The following is an 18,485-nucleotide window of genomic DNA, read 5'->3' as shown; positions in this document are numbered from 1 at the left end:
ATTGCAAATTGATGAAGCTTTGATGACAAAAATATATATCAACCCGTGTGTTTATCTGGCAGCCACGCACCAAGCCGCGTAAAATGCTTGCGTTCCCAGTCTTTCATCCTTTTGCCGGAAAGTTACCGGCCAGGAGCCATCATGATCCGTATTACCGAACTCCAACTACCGTTGGATCACCCCGCTGAAGCCTTGCGTGCTGCCATCGTCAAACGCCTGAAAATCAAAGATACCGATTTGCTGGATTTCACCGTATTTAAACGCAGCTACGATGCGCGCAAAAAAAACAGCGAAATCACGTTTGTTTATATCATCGACTTGCAAGCAAATAATGAGGAAAAAATTCTCAGCCGTTTTGCTGATGATAAAAATATTCGCCCTGCACCAGACACCAACTATTATCCCGTTGCACAAGCGCCCGCGGATTTAACCGAGCGTCCGCTAGTCATTGGTTTCGGCCCTTGCGGTTTATTCGCCGCACTGACTCTTGCGCAAATGGGTTTTAAACCGATTGTGTTGGAACGCGGTAAAGATGTACGCAAACGCACCAAAGACACCTGGGCACTCTGGCGCAACAAAGTATTAACGCCGGAATCCAACGTGCAATTTGGTGAAGGTGGTGCGGGTTTGTTTTCTGATGGCAAGCTCTACAGCCAAATCAAAGATCCGAAATTTTATGGCCGCAAAGTCATGCACGAATTTGTGCGCGCCGGTGCGCCAGAAGAAATTATGTATGTGAGCAAACCGCACATAGGTACCTTTCGCTTGACCGGCGTGGTATCCACCATGCGCGAAGAAATTAAAGCACTGGGTGGTGAAGTGCGGTTTGAAAGTAAAGTGACCGACTTTATTATTGAAAATGGCCGCATTGAAGGTGTGGTACTGGCGAGTGGCGAAACACTGCGCAGCCGTTATGTAGTGCTTGCACTCGGTCATAGCTCACGCGACACCTTCCGCAAAATTCACGAGCGCGGTGTATTTATTGAAGCCAAACCTTTTGCAGTGGGCTTCCGTATTGAGCACCCACAATCACTGATCGACCATGCTCGCCTCGGCAAATACGCTGGTCACCCCGAATTAGGTGCGGCGGATTATAAATTGGTGTACCACGCAAACAATGGCCGCGCGGTGTACAGTTTTTGTATGTGCCCCGGCGGCACCGTAGTCGCCGCCACTTCCGAACCTAATCGCGTTGTCACCAACGGCATGAGCCAGTACTCACGCAACGAGCGCAATGCTAACGCGGGTATTGTGGTGGGAATTGAACCAGAAAAAGATTTCCCCGGCGGCCCGCTCGCGGGTGTCGAACTGCAAGAAAAATTGGAATCGCGCGCCTTTGAATTGGGCGGACATGATTACTGCGCACCGGGGCAATTGGTGGGCGATTTTATTCGCGGCAAACCATCCAGCGAATTTGGTGAAGTGGAACCCTCTTACAAACCCGGTGTAAAACTGGGCGATTTAGCACCATCCCTGCCCGATTATGTGATTGAAGCGATTCGCGAAGCGTTGCCAGAATTCGGTAAACAAATTCGCGGTTTTGATCGCGATGATGCCGTCTTAACCGGTATTGAAACCCGCACCTCATCACCCGTGCGTATTACGCGCAATCACGAATCACTGCAAAGTTTGAATACCCGCGGTTTGTATCCTGCCGGTGAAGGCGCAGGTTATGCCGGTGGAATTTTATCGGCAGGTGTGGATGGTATTAAAGTCGCTGAAGCCGTTGCTAAAGCCATGCTCGCTGATCTGCAAGGTTAATCGCCATGTCATTAAAACTGGATGAAGCCAAAAAACTCCACCACAAAAAATACCGCACTGAATTCGGTTATTTTTTGGTGGAGGGTGAACATTTAATTTTGGAGTTGGAAAAAGCAGCAGCGATTAACCCGGCACTGAACCACTGCGAATTATTTGTGACCGAACAGTTCAAGGATTTTCCGAGCCAGTTTAAAAAACATCTGGTTAGCGAAAAACATATGGCGCAGTTGTCCGACACCAAAACGCCGCAAGGGATTATCGCTGTAGCACCCTTACTGGATAACACAGGCACTCAAACGGCCAGCGAAAAAACCATTTACCTCTATGAAGTACAAGACCCCGGTAATTTAGGCACCATTTTGCGCAGCCTCGCCTGGTTCGGTAACTTTCGCTGCCTGCTCAGCCCCGGCTCGGTTGATCCTTACAACCCCAAAGTGGTGCGCTCCAGCATGGGTGCGATTTTTCATGTGCCGATTGAATTAGATGTGCCATTGGAATTGCTGACGGAGCGCTTCAAATCCATCGCTACTTTGGATATGAACGGATCAGCACTTAGCGATAAGAGTTTCAAAGAGTTTGATTGTTATGTATTCGGTAACGAAGCACGTGGTGTACCACGCGAAGCGCTGCAATCGATGAATGCACAAGCGTTTACTATTGCAGGCTGCGGGGCGATTGAATCGCTGAATTTAGCTTCAGCGGTGAATATGTGTGTGTATGAGTTAAAAAGATAATTGCGGCAGCTGCAATAGCAGCCGCAATCAGGAATATTATTTTTCCAAGGGCAAGGTTGCCATCAATCCCTTGGAGAGCAAACTGGGAAAAACACTGTGATGGCTTTCCCCTTGCAACACCTCAACACGCAAATTAAATCCCTCATAATTGCGTGAGCGCAATTGCTTCTCCATCGCTAATAAATCAGTCACCATTGGGTAGTAATCATTTTCCAATGATCCAACAAACATGGCGACATTCGCAGGCAAACGGCTATGATTTTTGGCAAACGCTTGTTCAAGCGTAAACATAACGCGATTGTCGTACCACAGGGATGGGCTACCAATAATGTAATCAGTAAACAAGTGCGGCTTTTTAAATAAAATATAAGTGCCGAGCAACCCACCGTAAGAATGCCCAACAAACACTCTTTTGTTTGAATCAATGCGATATTTTTTCTGCAATAAAGGGATTACCTGACTTTCAATAAAATCGACATACTCTTTGGCGTGACCAGACGCCTTACGAGCCGGACTCGAACTCCCATTTTTATCTGTCGGTGAAAATGTAGGTGTGTAATCGCGTGTACGGCTCAGCATACGATCATCACCTTTGGAGTAGGAAATACCGACTACAATCGCTTCCTTAACAACAGCGCCTCCCATTAATGCCATAGCACCATTAGTAATCGGAAAAGCCCAGCTGGTATCATTAACAATGATTAACGGGTAAGCCGTTTTTGTATCCGGATATGACTTGGGTAGCTGTACATAAAGTTCATAATCTTTATTGTTGCTGTTCGCATGAATATTAATAGTTTCATAGGCAGGATAACCAAATGGAGGAAGTTGGTTTGCATAACTGCCATTCATAAAAATAACAGCACCTAGCACCAGCAACGCAAAAGCTTTTTTGATAAACATGTTATTCCTTTATTTATGATTAATTATTGATTGCTGATTATTGATTAACAATCACGCCTGCCTTCGCAAAAGCCTGCTCCAAATATTGTTCATTTTCTGATGGATGACGTAGCTCAGCATCGGGAATGCCTTTGCTACTGGCAATAGCGGCAACCCTGCCCTGCTTATGCAAAGCAACTTGCGGAAAGCTTTTTGCGATAGGGTCTTTATAGGCTTGCTGGGGGGAAATAATTTTCCACCCTTTGCTGCGCAAATGATTTACCAGATCGCCCACAAACAACGCAGCCGCATCATTTTCATGCAATAAAAGCACATGCCGAGGCGAGCGTTTTAATGTTTTTTTGGCAATAGCATCATAAAACTCAATCGAGTCATACAAACTATTCACATAGAAATCACGGGCTTTTTCATAATCAATGGTTTTCTTTTCTTCAGCGGCTTTGGTGATCAGCGAACTGATATACCAATCAAAATTATCGACAGTGACATAACCATCTTTATAGCCAAGCTCGGTCAGCAAGGCTTGTAATTGGTTAATATCGGCCAGATCTTTTCCATAATGGAGATAAGGAAAACGGTGAAAGCTCAGTACATTGTTAAAGGGTTTTAATGCTAAATGCGCTTTGTAGACATCTTCAGCGTAGGCGTTTACCCCTATTTGGTTTGCAGATTGATGGGAAAAGCTGTGGTTTGCCAAATGAAAGCCGGCATCCGCATATTGCGTTAACCGCTCTGCATTTTGGGAATCTATGTGGCCTGCTTTTACAAAGATCAATGCATCGGGTACGTCGGCTTTTTTCAATGCGGCAGTAATTTTTTGGGTTCGCTCGGCACCGGTCATTAATACTGAGTCAGGTGTGGGTGCATCATCAAAGGTCAATGCAATCTCACGGCCATTTGACATTGAGGTAACACAAATCAATATCAAACTGCACAACGACAAAAAACGCTTATCCATAAAGAATCCTGATTATTATGTGGTTAATCCTTTGGGGTCATCCAAAAGAGGGGGGTAGAAATAAAAGCAGATAGAAATAGTACAAGGTTTATCGACTATCATCCAACCCAATAGTTCAAACTCATTTTATATCGCTTCACGGCGATAGAACAAAAATCGCGGTTTGGAGGTTCCATTCAAAATAGCCCCAACGATTGTCGAGCGAATAAGTAAATCGTAAATCACAAGGGATATAACAATGGTCAATAGTGAAATGCTGGCAAGTTTTATCGACCAATGCCAAGGCAATTCAGCGAAGGCAATTTGCAGGAAGATAACAACTGGCAAATGGATTAAATAAAGCCAATAGGATGAATCGGCAAGGTAGCGGACTGTTTTGCTCGGGCGATCCAAAAAGCGCTTAAATAAGCCAATCGTCAGTGCAACCAACAACCACATCATAATGGCATGACTGAACACAAAGCAGGCTTTCAACAGTGAGTAGTGAGGATGCGTGAGTTTTACCGAGAGATCGTAAATCAAGCTTGTGATAATAATTCCACTCACACAAAGTAAAAGCTTACTCCATGTCAAACGAGAGAAATGTTCAATCAGCTCTGCTTGCCGATGCAGCAACCACCCGAAAATAAAAAAAGCACCGTACACCAGCAATACCGGAATATTGGGGACCAGTGTTTTATCGGGCGTATCTACGCTCCAGTAATTCATAAACCACAAGCAAATAGCGGTGGGAATAGCGAGCACTAATATCGCAAGCTGCGAATTACACATCCATTTCATCGCACTATCACTCAATTGCACTACTTTTTGTTGTAGCGGATTATGTAGCGCTAGCAAATAACGCAAAACAAGAACAAGTGCGCTGATTAATAAAAGATAATATAAAAACCACAGATGCGTGCCCACCAATAAGTCGGTTGGTAATTTTGCGAGGCTGGCAAAACCCGACTGGAGTCCAGCCAGAATATTAGCCTCGCCGCGCATGCTTTCGCCGCCGATAATCCAACCAGAAACAAGCAGTGGCCGCAGTAAAAACCAACCCACCACAAAGGGTACTAGAATACGCAAAAAACGCGAGCGCATGAAATTGCGCCCGCCTTGGTTATGGAAACTCATATGGCTGAAAAACCCGGCAATCAGAAAAAATAATTCCATGCGGAACGAATGGGCGATCATGACAAACAGCGCAACAACAGAACTGGTTGATACATCCATGACCGCCCAGCCGATAAACATCGGCATAAACGACAAGCTTGCATGAAACACAATGCCTAGCATTAGCGCAAAGGCTCTGGCTGCGTCTAAATAATCCAGCCGCTGGTTGTTAAGTATTGGTTTATTCATAAGATCGCCTGACATGATTGCGTTGAATGAATTAATAAAAACTCACTTCATCGACTGCAAAATCAAAACTGCCTTTTGCCATGTCATACGCCGTAATGCTGATACTGTTGAGCGTTTTGGGATTAAGCGGAGTCTGTTCAGACCAGCTACGTTTCATTGAGTTAAATGGAATTTTAACTTCATGGAATTTACCGTCGGCAGCCACTGCAATGAGCGCGCCGTGATAATCAAAATTGGAAACCTCTGTACTGTTAGCAGACACGGAAAGATTGCCGCTATTGACTTTAATCAGCAGACGAACACCTTCAAAGGCACTGCTGTCTTTGGGCGTGCCCTGCGCTTCAAGTGGCAAGGCAATACTCGCCCAACCCGGTTGGCCACGCGGGGGAATAATTTCGCCTTTTGTTGAGATCACACCTTTCACTATCTCTTGTTCGGTTTTTGTATTACCACCCGCCATAGTGTCGTTCACAAAATAGCGCGGAAAACCCAAGCTGGTCAGCTGGGCATTGCTAAAATCATCGACAACCGGAGCCATACCTGATCCGAAACTGATACTTGCAGATGCCAGTAACGTGGATAGTAATAAAGGTTGAATAAACGTTAACGCGCTTGCCTTACGATTGTTCATGGGTGCTGCTCCATCCTGAGTGTTTTGCCCTGAGGCGTTACTGGAATTAACATGCTGTTAACATGCGAGGGTCAAACACAGCATTGCCGTGCTTGCCAATAAGTGCCGGAATGGAAAAGAAAGGTGACAAAAAAATATGTTTTTCGTGTTATCTGATAAAAAATTGAGTTTTTTCGGGAGCGGTGACATTTTTTTATTATGTTCTTGTCACCTTTTTCATAAAACGGGCACTTATTGGCTCAGAGCCAGAGACAAACAACCATGAGCCTATTTAAAAGACGAAAACCGTCGTTCGATTGGAACGATGCCGATTTGGTGATGGCCTCCCTAGGGGGCGATAGAGATGCCTTTTGCGCAATAGTGACGCGCTACCAAAATCTGTTGTGCGCACTGGCCTATTCAGCCGTTGGGGATTTAAAACACAGTGAGGATATCGCCCAGGAAACCTTTATTGAGGCGTGGAAAAAACTCGATACCCTGCGTGACCCCGAGAAATTGAAATCCTGGCTGTGTGGAATTGTTCGCTTCAAAGCCAGTCACTTTCGCCGCAAAGAAGTCACCCAGCCGGCAACAGATGCCCATGCCTTGGATGACTACGAACATGAGCTGCCCGCGCAGGGGAAAATTGAAGATGACCTTATCAGTGCCCAAGAGCAGGCGCTGTTGTGGCAAGCACTGGAAAAAATGCCCGACACTTATCGCGAGCCGTTGATTTTATTTTATCGCGAGCAATGTTCTATTGAGCATGTCGCCAACCAATTAGAACTCAGTGAAGACACAGTAAAACAACGGCTATCGCGCGGCCGCAAATTGTTGCAACAAGCCATGGTGAATTTCGTTGAAGATACCTTGGCAAAAAGTAAACAAGGTACTGCATTCACTTTATCTGTACTGATTGCCATCAACGATATTGCGCCTGCCATCAAAATCGCCACCTTCAGTGTGGGTGCTGCAAAAGCAGGCTCTATTTTTAAATGGACCGCAATGCTGGCCACTCTGGCCGCATTCGCTGGCATTGTGAGTTCTTACTTTGGACTCAGGGCTGCACTTGACCAATCGCGCACCAAACGCGAACGCCGCAGCGTCATACTCGTTACTCTGCTCTATTTTGTATTCACGTTAATTTACATCCTCGGGATGGTGGGACTGCAACACCTTGCCGAAACCAGCGCACAACACAATATCGATAACATCAAAATCTATGCAATTGCCTCGCAACTTTTGGTTGCTGTGCTTATTGCCAGTTACGTTATTCTCACCGTGAAAATGCACAGCGCGTTGCGCAGAATAAGAATGCAGGAGCGATTGTTTCATCCCGACGCATTTCAAGCGCCTGCAGATAAGATCGGTTCCAAACAGCGCGAGTATAAAAGCCGTATTTGTATCGCCGGTATTCCACTTTTTCATTTCCGTTTTGGTATGCCGGAACATGGAGACAAACCGCTCGTCGCCTGGGTAGCAGGCGGTAGTCACGCCTATGGATTACTCTTTGCGTGGGGTGGAATAGCGATTGCCCCCGTCAGCGTTGGCATTATTTCTGTTGGCTTATTGAGCATAGGCGCAATGGGTGTAGGCATACTGGCGATGGGCACTATCGCTATCGGTATTATCGGGTTTGGTGCATCAGCCATAGGCTATAAAGCCTATGGCTCCTTTTCAGCACTGGGCTGGGAAAGCGCGGTCAGCGGCGGCTTCTCCATCGCCAAAGAAGCCGCACTTGGCGCAATACCTTTTGCAGAACAGATTAACAATGACCAAGCAGTCGATATTGCCAGCCTGGCACTGTTCCACCAGAGTTCGGTGTGGATGTTATCGGTCATTACATTCTTTGTGGTCGTTCCTGCGATTTTATATGCACACATGGTGCGCAAACGGATGGCAAAAAAAATAAATTAAATAGCCCTCGTGCTATCGGCCAGTATTATCAGCTTGAACATATCTGGCAAATCACCACGCATCGCAGCCACGAATGAATGCATTAATAGCAGTTGACCACTAAATGCTGCTGAACTTTTTTGTATCTTTTTTTCAGCAGAAGATAAACCCTGCTGCTGAAAAACCTGCAAGAGCGCAACGCTATTTTCCTCTGCTGTTAATCTGCGCGGCAATGGTTCGTATCCCAACTGCTTTACCGTTTTTTCCGCAAGCAACCACACAGACCAAGGGTTTTGACCAGTAATCAAATTATCGTGTTGAATCACCTGTTCCAGATAGTCAGCGCCTGCCATAAATTGTGCACCACGCGCCTCTAACCGGGTTTGCAATAAAAAAGGAAATACTGTTTTTGCTTCAGGCATCAGCAATAGTTCTTCTGCATTGGTAAATGCGCTGATTTTTTTATTGGCCACTAACCAACTTCCATCTGCATTTTTAATATTGACCAATGCAGCAGGGCCATGACAAACCGCAGCAATCACCTTTCCCTGCTCCATAAATCGTGATACCAGATGATGGATAACCGGATTATCGGGAAAATCAAACATTGCACCCTTGCCACCCACAAAATACACGGCGACATAATCATCGGGCTGAATTTGATCTAACCTGAAAGTGTGTTTGATTTTCTGCTGGGCATTAGCATCATTTAAAAATGCGTAATCAAACTCCGCCATGTCATCCTCATCCAGCAACGCATAGGGCTCACCCCCCTGAGGGCTGGCAATATCAACTGCAAAACCATTTGCTGTAAAAACCCAGTAAGCACGCGCAAGCTCGCTAAGCTCATAACCGGTGACTTTTCCACTCGTTCCAATCGTGCGTACACTGGTGACAACTGCCAGTATTTTCCCACGAGTAGCAGGCAGAGAAGCCTGCAAATATGCCAAGCCTTCGGCTTTAGTTGAGCGCAATTTTTCCAACTCACTATCATTTGGAAAAAATGTCATTGCCCAATAAATAAAAGCAACTGACACCATACCCACAATCAAAAACACTATTGCAAGACTGAATACTATTTTTTTCAACATAACACTCTCCTATTAATGAAATCACAGGAGATAAGGTAAATATTTGAAGGGAAAATTCAGGTGAAATCAGCTATATTTTTATGATGAATGATTGCTATTGGATTTATTTTGGATGGGGTAAGCGCAAAATAGCTTTGAAATACCGGCTATTGGTTTCCACCGAAAACTCACAACAAAATTGATCTGCGATTTGCTTAATCAAATAAAGCCCAAGTCCGATGCCATTGCTTTTTTCACTTTTCCCACCTGGGTGACTAACATCCAAAGTGGGGCAATGAACAATGGTATTTTCAAACTCTAATTTTCCATCAGCATAGGTTATAATCAACAATGGCTCGCTGGCATGTTCTGCTGCATTGCGCAGCAAATTGATAAACAATAACTCCAGCAATTGTGGATTAGCGGATAACATCACGCTGGGTGATAGGTGTAACTCTATTTGAAAATGGTTTAGCCACGGCTGACATTTTAGAATTGCCTCCTCCAAAATCAAATTAATGTGACAAAGCTGTACAGGCAATGACTTTGCTCGTGCCAATGAGAACAGGATATCCACGGTACGCTGCATATGATCGCAAACACTATCAATAGTCACTAGGTCACTATCCTTGTATCCACGCTGGGCAATTAATACACTGGTATTTTTTAATAGCGTCAAGGGTGTCCTTAATTCATGACTGATATTGGTAGAAAATTCTTTCTCGCACTGCAGTAATTGTTCGCGTTTATCAAAGCTGGTTTGCAATTGGTCTGCAAGATACATTAATTCATCGGGCAAGCCCGCCGCATTTAATTGTACTTTTTCATTTTCATTACCTTTAGTCGCGACATCACTTTTTGCCAGATCGACATTTTTTACTGCATCCGTTAGTTGCATAACAGGATTCACTATACGCCGTGAAAATTGCACAGCAAGCACAACAGCAACTAGCAATACCAAAACAAATACAATTAAAAAAATACTAAAAATTTCCGGCTGCCTGGTAACTACCAATAAACCTGAAACCTCAGCTAATAAATAACCTGTTTTCTGCCCCAACACTAATTGTCGATAGTGATAGTGGGTTTGATCCGGTGTAAATATTTCACCAGATAAGGCGTCATGAACTACAGCTGCCACTACCCAATCTGGCAATTGTTCTGCAGGTAAAAGCACTTGCATAAACTCAAATGGCAGTTCTGGTACACGGTTATGCAATGCAAAATAGCGCTCTATAAAACCCGCCTGTTCGGTAATCCAATTATCCAGCAGCATATCTTCAACAACAAACGCAACTAGTAACGCCAGCAAACCAAAAACCAGTGTTAACCCTAACGTCAACCCCAACAATAAGGTCAGCGTTTGCTTACGAATGCTGCTTCCCTTAGTCATTTTTCTGAAAATCCTCTTGCGGCAGCTCCAACTTGAGACCGACATTCAGTATTGTTTTTAACACAGGAACACCAAAGGCTTTATCCAGTGATTTACGCAGTGAATAAATATGCGATTTGAGTGCATCACTTTCAGGAGGATCATCCCCCCAAAGCTGATGGGAAATAAAAGAACGAGTTACTGGCTGCGGATGGGCTTTTATTAGTAATTCCAAAATGTGGTACCCGATACCGGTTAACGTCAAATAATTATCCTTGTACTTGGCGATTTTACTTTTTGTATCCAGCGTTAGATTTCCCAGACACATTGATTTTGGCTGATGCAATAGCGGACGACGCGCCAATGCCTCACAGCGTAGTATCAGCTCACGCAAATCAAAGGGCTTGGTGAGGTAATCATCGGCACCACGATGGAATCCTGCCGCTTTATCTTCAAAACTATCGCGCGCAGTCAGCATTAATATAGGAGGGGATACATCAGATCTATCTTTAATCGCCGCACAAACATCAAGACCATCGCCATCGGGTAGATTCAAGTCCAACAAAATAACATCATAAATGTGTTCAAGAGCCAAACTGATTCCAAGACGGGCAGTCGATGCAAAATCAAGTTGCCATTGATTGCCCGAGAAAAACTCTTCTATTTGTTTAGCGATAGCGGAATTGTCTTCAATTAATAGAATTTTCACAAAAAGACCTGAAGCCCGGAAAACCAGGATTATTATTATGAAATGGTGAAATCGAGGTGAATTTTACAACATTCTTACCATAAGGCATGGTTACCATACAGTATGGTCATATGAGAAAGCCGCACATCAACAGGATAGAAGGCCTATTAATCTGATTTTGATGGACAATGATAACTGTGCTTAATTTCATTGCCATCCACAGAGTGCAGATGTACATCGAACCCCCATAGGCGATGCAAATGTTTAAGCACCTCTTGCGTAGAATCGCCCAAAGGGCGGCGGTTATGCATAAAGTGATGTAAGGTCAATGAACGATCACCACGGACCTCCACGTTATAAACCTGAATATTCGGCTCGCGGTTGCCCAAGTTATATTGCCCAGCCAAATTTTCACGCAGCTTGCGAAAACCCCGTTCGTTGTGGATGGCATCGACGCTTATTTTTTCTTGCTGATCGTCATCGACAATACTGAATAATTTCAAATCGCGCATCACTTTGGGCGATAGAAACTGTAGGATAAAACTTTCGTCTTTGAAGTTTTTCATCGCAAACTGCAAGGTTTCTTTCCAATTGGTTCCCACTATTTCAGGAAACCACGCGCGATCTTCATCGGTTGGATTCTCGCACATGCGGCGAATGTCACTCATGATGGAAAACCCTAATGTATAGGGGTTGATACCACTGAAATAAGGACTGTCATAAGATGGCTGTGCAATCACACTGGTATGGGATTGTAAAAACTCCATCATAAAACCATCGGTTACGTAACCACGCGCATGCAATTCATTTAACAAAGTGTAATGCCAAAAAGTGGCCCAACCTTCATTCATGACCTGGGTTTGGCGCTGTGGATAAAAATACTGGGCAATTTTGCGCACAATACGGATCACTTCACGCTGCCAAGGTTCCAGCAACGGGGCATTTTTTTCCAGAAAATACAAAATGTTTTCTTGTGGCTCAGAGGGATAATGGGGAATATCTTTTTCCGCCTCTGCGCTGGCAGATTTAGGAATGGTACGCCATAAATCATTGACATGTTTTTGCAGATATTCTTCACGTTCGCTTTGCCGACGCTCCTCTTCTTGCGCCGAAATTGGATAAGGACGTTTATATCTATCCACACCATAATTCATTAATGCATGACATGAATCCAAAATGTCTTCAACAGCATTGATGCCGTAACGCTCCTCGCACTTGCTGATATAGTTTTTAGCAAACACTAAATAATCAATAATAGAACTGGCATCTGTCCAGGTGCGAAATAAATAGTTGCCTTTAAAAAAAGAATTGTGTCCGTAACATGCATGCGCGATCACCAATGTTTGCATCGTCATGGTGTTTTCTTCCATGAGGTACGCAATACAAGGATTGGAGTTAATCACAATTTCATAAGCCAATCCCATTTGCCCACGCTTATAGGAATGTTCTGTACTGAGCAATTGCTTTCCATAAGACCAGTGACTGTAACCAATTGGCATACCGACTGAAGAATAGGCGTCCATCATTTGCTCGGAGCTGATTACTTCAATTTGATTCGGATATGTATCCAGCCCGAACTCTGCCGCCAGATCACCAAGGACTTTATCCACATCCTGAATTAAATCGAAATTCCATTCAGACGTTGTAAATAATGGTTTTTTCATGCGACCTTCTTATGGAAAAGCTCACGGAATACAGGGTAAATATCGGCAACACCGCGTATGTGCTGTAACGCAAACACATCCGGAAATTCCTGTTGGATGGTCTCATACACATTCCATAATGCCTGGTGCTCATTATTGGTGATTTCTATGTAGGAAAAGTATTGGCAACTCGGTAATAAATCGTCTGCGAGTATATCGCGGCACACATCGGAATCTTCGCCCCAATTATCGCCATCCGATGCTTGGGCACCATAAATATTCCATTGCTCTGGAGAATAGCGGTCTTTAATAATGTCTTGCATCAACCGAAGCGCACTGGATACTACGGTGCCACCGGTTTCGCGTGAATGGAAAAATTCATCTTCATCCACCTCTTTAGCACTGGTGTGATGGCGGATAAAAACGATTTCTGTTTTTTCGTAATTGCGTTGCAGAAAGAGATAGAGAAGAATAAAAAAACGTTTAGCAATATCTTTGGTTGCCTGATCCATAGAACCCGACACATCCATAATACAAAACATAACCGCTTTGGAGCGAGGCACAGGCTGCTTGATCATTAAATTGTATTTAAGATCAAACGTATCCAGCCACGGAACCTTACCAATTGATCGTTCTATTTTGGCAATTGCATCCAACAATTCCTGATAACGCACAAGATCGCGGTCAGATTCGGGCAGTTGCTCCAGCTCAGCTAATTCCGCCTGCAGGGCTTGCAATTGTCTACGCTTACCGCCAGTTAACGCCAGGCGACGCATGTTGGCAGAACGTAAGGTGCGAACAATATTGACCCTGCCCGGTTGACCCTCATTGGCGATGCCACCTCGCACCGTTTTAAATTCTTCCAAACCGGATAATTGCCGCTTCACCAAGTTAGGCAATTCCAATCCATCAAACATAAAATCCAAAAATTCTTCTTGCGAAAGGGTAAAGGAAAAATCGTCTTCGCCTTCACCGGAATCACTCGCCTTGCCACCACCACCCTGGCCTTCACCACCTTGCGGGCGCGCAATTTTGTCGCCTTCCGAGAAATGTTTATTGCCGGGCAACACACGCTCGTTGTACCCGCCTTGACCGTGGTAAATGATTGGCTCGCTGATATCACGGCCGGGAATACTGACTTTTCCACCTTTATCGATATCGGTAATGGACCGCTCATTCACCGCATCGGAAACGGCTTTTTGAATTTGATTGCGATAGCGCCGTAAAAAGCGCTGCCGGTTAACAGCGCTTTTATTTTTGGCATTGAGACGTCGATCAATAATGTAACTCATAATCTAGCCTTAAGGTGTAGCCCAACCTTAACGTGATTAACGTAAAACGCTTTCAGGTTACCTTGCGCACTACTGTGATTTTCTCACCCTCAAATACCATTCGGACAGCAAACGAACTTGTTTTTCGGTGTAACCACGCTCCACCATACGCTGTACAAAATCCTGATGTTTTTTCTTGTCTTGCACTGAAGCTTTCGCATTGAAAGAAATAACCGGCAGTAAGTCTTCCGTGTTGGAGAACATTTTCTTCTCAATCACAATGCGCAATTTTTCGTAACCGCGCCAATCGGGATTTTTACCCGAATTATTGGCTTTGGCACGCAACACAAAATTAACAATTTCATTGCGAAAATCTTTGGGGTTGCTGATACCCGCAGGCTTCTCAATTTTTTCCAGCTCATCGTTCAACGATGACCGATTGAGAATTTCACCGGTTTCAGGATCGCGGTATTCCTGATCCTGTATCCAAAAGTCCGCATAGGTTACATAGCGATCAAAAATATTTTGCCCATATTCCGCGTAGGATTCCAAATAAGCGGTTTGGATCTCTTTACCAATAAAATCCACATATTTAGGTGAAATGAATTCTTTTAAGGCATTGAGATACTTGTCTTGCACCTCTTTAGGGAATTGCTCCTGCTCAATTTGCTGCTCAAGTACATACATCAAATGAACAGGGTTAGCTGCAATTTCGGTGGGATCAAAATTAAAGACCTTGGATAAAATTTTAAATGCAAAGCGAGTAGAGAGCCCATTCATGCCTTCATCGACACCGGCGGCGTCTTTGTATTCCTGCAAAGATTTAGCGCGAGGATCGGTATCTTTAAGGTTTTCACCATCGTAAATGCGCATCTTGGAAAAGATATTGGAGTTTTCCGGTTCTTTAATCCGCGACAATACCGAAAATTGCGCAAGCATACGCAAGGTGTCAGGCGCACAAGGTGCTTTTGACAGCGAAGAATTTTGTAACAGTTTTTCGTAGATCTTCATCTCTTCCGTTACACGCAAGCAATAAGGCACTTTGACGATGTAAACACGGTCAATAAACGCTTCATTGTTTTTATTGTTACGGAAATTTTGCCACTCGGATTCATTGGAGTGCGCAAGGATAATTCCATCAAACGGAATTGCACCTAACCCTTCGGTACTGTTGAAATTCCCTTCCTGGGTTGCGGTTAATAGAGGATGAAGCACCTTGATAGGCGCTTTGAACATTTCCACAAATTCCATCAACCCCTGATTTGCACGGCACAGCCCACCACTAAAACTGTATGCATCAGGGTCATTTTGCGGAAACTCTTCCAACTTGCGAATATCGACTTTGCCTACCAATGAAGAAATATCCTGATTGTTTTCATCACCCGGTTCGGTTTTAGTGATCGCAATTTGATTAAGGATGGATGGATATACTTTGACGACTTTGAATTGCGTAATATCGCCCCGAAATTCTTGCAGACGCTTGGCAGCCCAAGGCGACATAATAGATTTTATGTACCGACGGGGAATACCATAATCTTCTTCCAAAATTTTTCCGTCTTCATCCGGGTTAAATAACCCGAGTGGCGATTCAAATACAGGAGAGCCTTTGATGCAGTAAATTGGCATTTTCTCCATCAAGGATTTGAGCATCTCTGCCAATGAGGATTTACCGCCACCCACCGGCCCCAGCAAATACAAAATTTGTTTCTTTTCCTCTAAACCTTGTGCGGCATGTTTGAAGAAAGACACTATCTGCTGAATGGATTCTTCCATTCCATAAAATTCACTGAAAACTTTATAACGTTTGATAATTTTATTGGAAAAAATACGGCTCAGGCGAGGGTCTTGCGAGGTATCGACCATTTCTGGCTCACCGATCGCCATTAGCATACGCTCAGCAGCGGAAGCGTATACACTGGGATCTTTTTTACACAGTTCAAGATATTCCTTGATGGTTAACTCTTCCTGCTGGGTAGTTTCAAAACGCTCGCGGTAATGACTGAAAATACTCATAATCTACCTCGGGTTAGCGACTAAAGCGGCAAAATTAACAACGAAAACATTACACCATTTTTTGCGGTTTACCTTGGCAATAAACGTTAATTTACTGATACTCCTAAGCATAGTCCTAAAATTCTCAAGCATTAAACGGAATAACAATTTATTGACTGATTTCTCGCTAAACTTTTACACTCAAAAAGCGCGCCAACTAACAATAAATTCCAACAATCCAATAATACTTAACAAATAGCAGATGGCCGGATAACCAATCGTCTGTAACGCCATTACACATAACGTTTAGTTATCAGTTACTGATACGTAAAAAAGATCGATTGAGACTTCATGAATACACTTTGCTGGTTAGACCCAGACACATTGGAATTTCCCGATCCTTCGCTTGCACTGAGCGACCCGGACGGTTTGATTGCTGTGGGTGGAGACTTGTCACCCGAACGAATTCTTGCCGCCTATCGCAAAGGGATTTTCCCTTGGTTCAATCCGGGCGACCCTATTTTGTGGTGGAGCCCTGATCCGCGCACTGTGGTATTTCCCAATCAACTCCACATATCCAAAAGCCTTCGCAAAACCCTGCGCAAAGCAACCTACCGGGTCACCTTTGACAACTGTTTTGAAAAAGTGATGCGAGCCTGTGCCGCACCCAGAAGTTACGCCGATGGAACCTGGATTAGTGAGGACATTATTGAAGGTTACTGCGCACTGCACCAACGCGGCATTGCACATTCCGTTGAAGTCTGGCGCAATGATGAATTGGTGGGAGGGCTTTATGGTATAGCGCTTGGACGCGTGTTTTTTGGTGAATCCATGTTCAGCCGCGCAGACAACGCATCAAAGGTCGGCTTTGCACATCTGGTCAGGCAGCTTTGCACCTGGAACTTCCAGCTAATCGACTGTCAGGTCGCTAACGATCATCTATTTAGTTTGGGTGCTGTGGAAATCCCGCGTGAAGAATTCCGGCAATTACTGGTAAACTTTGCTCATGAGCCTGATGTTTATTCTTTGCCTTGGTCAACACTGACTCTGGCACCATGGGAATAACCGGATTTGCGTGAGGCATCTATGTCTGATTTATCAACTCTCAAACTTTTCGCAACACAGCCCCACCCTTGCAGTTATCTTGATGGGCAGGAGGCCACAACGGTTTTTGTGGATCCTGAAGCGAATATAGACCCATCAATCTACACACAACTCTCCCAACTGGGGTTTCGCCGCAGTGGCGCGCACTTATATCGCCCTCAATGCTTGCGTTGCCAAGCATGTATCTCCTGCCGAATTCCGGTAAAACTGTTCAAGCCCAATCGTAGCCAAAAACGCTGTTTACAGCACAATCATGACTTATCACTGCACCTTACCCACAATATCAACACATTTGAGCACTACAATCTTTATTCACGTTACATTGAAAGCCGTCATCGCGATGGCGACATGTACCCACCATCAGAAGAACAATACAAGGCATTCTTGACTAGCGAATGGGGAATTACCCAATTTATTGAATTTCGGCTGGGAGACCGATTGATTGGCGTGTCTGTTTGTGACCATTTGGGAGACGGGTTATCGGCGGTATACACCTTTTACGATGCAAACGAAGAAGCCAGAAGCTTGGGGAAATTTGCCATATTGGCCCAGATCGAAAAGGCTAAAAGTATGGGGCTTGATTATTTATACCTGGGCTATTGGATCAAGGAATGCGAAAAAATGAATTACAAAATTCAATATCGCCCTCTTGAGCTGTTAGTCAATCGCCGCTGGATGCGCCTGAATTAACCACACCTACTTAAAGCCAGCACTATCGGCTGGAAATTGTGCAGAATTACGCCCAATCCTTTCAATATCTTCGTCTATCTGCCGCTTTTGCTCCCTTTCCCCTTGGCACCGCTGGTTAATTAAGGCACAATCCACGCCTATTTTTTTACCCCCTCCCGTTATCGATATGACGGGGATGATTACCGGAAAAGTTGAGGAAACTGCCGCATGGCAAAAGACGATTGCATTGAATTTGACGGCGAAGTGGTTGATACCCTGCCCAACACTACCTTTCGCGTAAAACTGGAAAATGGGCACGTAGTGATTGCTCACATTTCAGGAAAAATGCGCAAAAACTATATTCGCATCCTTACAGGTGACAAGGTCAAGGTTGAGATGACTCCCTACGATCTCACCAAAGGTCGTATTACCTACCGCGCACGCTAGTCATTCATCTGGAAAGATATTCA

General features: G+C 44.5%; 16 protein-coding genes. 6 read left to right on the top strand and 10 right to left on the bottom strand.

The window, feature by feature from the left end:
* Nucleotides 1–141 precede the first annotated feature (141 nt).
* Together VC28_RS01135 and VC28_RS01130 are read left to right on the top strand one after the other, a co-directional pair.
* On the top strand, nucleotides 142–1,761 hold the full coding sequence (locus VC28_RS01135; protein WP_049629050.1) for an NAD(P)/FAD-dependent oxidoreductase: 1,620 nt from the start codon (nucleotides 142–144) through the stop codon (nucleotides 1,759–1,761).
* A 5-nt stretch (nucleotides 1,762–1,766) separates the two neighbouring features.
* Entirely contained in the window at nucleotides 1,767–2,495 is a 729-nt protein-coding gene (locus tag VC28_RS01130; protein ID WP_049629049.1) for a TrmH family RNA methyltransferase, read from the top strand.
* A 36-nt stretch (nucleotides 2,496–2,531) separates the two neighbouring features.
* Here the strand turns inward: VC28_RS01130 and VC28_RS01125 are convergent, their stop codons facing one another.
* From VC28_RS01125 to VC28_RS01110, 4 genes are all read right to left on the bottom strand, one after another.
* A complete protein-coding gene (locus VC28_RS01125) occupies nucleotides 2,532–3,398 on the bottom strand; it encodes an alpha/beta hydrolase (RefSeq protein ID WP_049629048.1) in 867 nt (288 codons plus the stop codon).
* A 37-nt stretch (nucleotides 3,399–3,435) separates the two neighbouring features.
* Nucleotides 3,436–4,356, bottom strand: a complete 921-nt coding sequence (locus VC28_RS01120; protein ID WP_049629047.1) for a polysaccharide deacetylase family protein — start codon at nucleotides 4,354–4,356, stop codon at nucleotides 3,436–3,438.
* Nucleotides 4,357–4,482: 126 nt separating this feature from the next.
* On the bottom strand, nucleotides 4,483–5,700 hold the full coding sequence (locus tag VC28_RS01115; protein ID WP_049629046.1) for an acyltransferase family protein: 1,218 nt from the start codon (nucleotides 5,698–5,700) through the stop codon (nucleotides 4,483–4,485).
* Between the two features lie 31 nt (nucleotides 5,701–5,731).
* A complete protein-coding gene (locus tag VC28_RS01110) occupies nucleotides 5,732–6,331 on the bottom strand; it encodes a CIA30 family protein (RefSeq protein ID WP_049629045.1) in 600 nt (199 codons plus the stop codon).
* A 261-nt stretch (nucleotides 6,332–6,592) separates the two neighbouring features.
* Between VC28_RS01110 and VC28_RS01105 the strand changes: the two genes are divergently transcribed.
* A complete protein-coding gene (locus VC28_RS01105; protein WP_049629044.1) occupies nucleotides 6,593–8,227 on the top strand; it encodes an RNA polymerase sigma factor in 1,635 nt (544 codons plus the stop codon).
* Here VC28_RS01105 and VC28_RS01100 read toward each other — a convergent pair.
* The 6 genes from VC28_RS01100 to VC28_RS01075 all read right to left on the bottom strand — a co-directional run bounded on the left by VC28_RS01100 (nucleotide 8,224) and on the right by VC28_RS01075 (nucleotide 16,263).
* On the bottom strand, nucleotides 8,224–9,297 hold the full coding sequence (locus tag VC28_RS01100; RefSeq protein ID WP_049629043.1) for a type 1 glutamine amidotransferase domain-containing protein: 1,074 nt from the start codon (nucleotides 9,295–9,297) through the stop codon (nucleotides 8,224–8,226). The genes VC28_RS01105 and VC28_RS01100 overlap by 4 nt on opposite strands.
* A 103-nt stretch (nucleotides 9,298–9,400) precedes the next feature.
* Nucleotides 9,401–10,669, bottom strand: coding sequence for a sensor histidine kinase (locus VC28_RS01095; protein WP_049629042.1), 1,269 nt, complete (start codon nucleotides 10,667–10,669; stop codon nucleotides 9,401–9,403).
* Nucleotides 10,662–11,357, bottom strand: coding sequence for a response regulator transcription factor (locus VC28_RS01090; RefSeq protein ID WP_049629041.1), 696 nt, complete (start codon nucleotides 11,355–11,357; stop codon nucleotides 10,662–10,664). Before VC28_RS01090 ends, VC28_RS01095 begins: the two co-directional genes overlap by 8 nt.
* A gap of 146 nt (nucleotides 11,358–11,503) precedes the next feature.
* Nucleotides 11,504–13,000 (bottom strand): SpoVR family protein, encoded by a 1,497-nt coding sequence (locus tag VC28_RS01085; RefSeq protein ID WP_049629040.1) that lies wholly within the window; start codon nucleotides 12,998–13,000, stop codon nucleotides 11,504–11,506.
* On the bottom strand, nucleotides 12,997–14,271 hold the full coding sequence (locus VC28_RS01080; RefSeq protein WP_049629039.1) for a YeaH/YhbH family protein: 1,275 nt from the start codon (nucleotides 14,269–14,271) through the stop codon (nucleotides 12,997–12,999). Before VC28_RS01080 ends, VC28_RS01085 begins: the two co-directional genes overlap by 4 nt.
* Before the next feature lie 69 nt (nucleotides 14,272–14,340).
* Nucleotides 14,341–16,263 (bottom strand): PrkA family serine protein kinase, encoded by a 1,923-nt coding sequence (locus tag VC28_RS01075; protein ID WP_049629038.1) that lies wholly within the window; start codon nucleotides 16,261–16,263, stop codon nucleotides 14,341–14,343.
* Nucleotides 16,264–16,593: 330 nt separating this feature from the next.
* Here VC28_RS01075 and aat point away from each other — a divergent pair, with 330 nt between their 5' ends.
* The 3 genes from aat (at nucleotide 16,594) to infA (ending at nucleotide 18,462) form a co-directional block, all read left to right on the top strand.
* Nucleotides 16,594–17,307 carry a leucyl/phenylalanyl-tRNA--protein transferase gene (aat, locus tag VC28_RS01070; RefSeq protein ID WP_049629037.1) on the top strand — a complete coding sequence of 238 codons (714 nt, stop codon included), beginning with the start codon at nucleotides 16,594–16,596 and terminating at the stop codon, nucleotides 17,305–17,307.
* 21 nt (nucleotides 17,308–17,328) lie between these two features.
* Nucleotides 17,329–18,036, top strand: a complete 708-nt coding sequence (locus VC28_RS01065) for an arginyltransferase (protein ID WP_049629036.1) — start codon at nucleotides 17,329–17,331, stop codon at nucleotides 18,034–18,036.
* A 207-nt stretch (nucleotides 18,037–18,243) separates the two neighbouring features.
* On the top strand, nucleotides 18,244–18,462 hold the full coding sequence (infA, locus tag VC28_RS01060; protein WP_039916411.1) for a translation initiation factor IF-1: 219 nt from the start codon (nucleotides 18,244–18,246) through the stop codon (nucleotides 18,460–18,462).
* Nucleotides 18,463–18,485: the final 23 nt, after the last annotated feature.

Source organism: Cellvibrio sp. pealriver, assembly GCF_001183545.1.
Lineage (GTDB): Bacteria > Pseudomonadota > Gammaproteobacteria > Pseudomonadales > Cellvibrionaceae > Cellvibrio.
The sequence above is the reverse complement of the archived record's forward strand: the minus strand, read 5'-3'. Positions and strand labels throughout refer to the sequence as shown.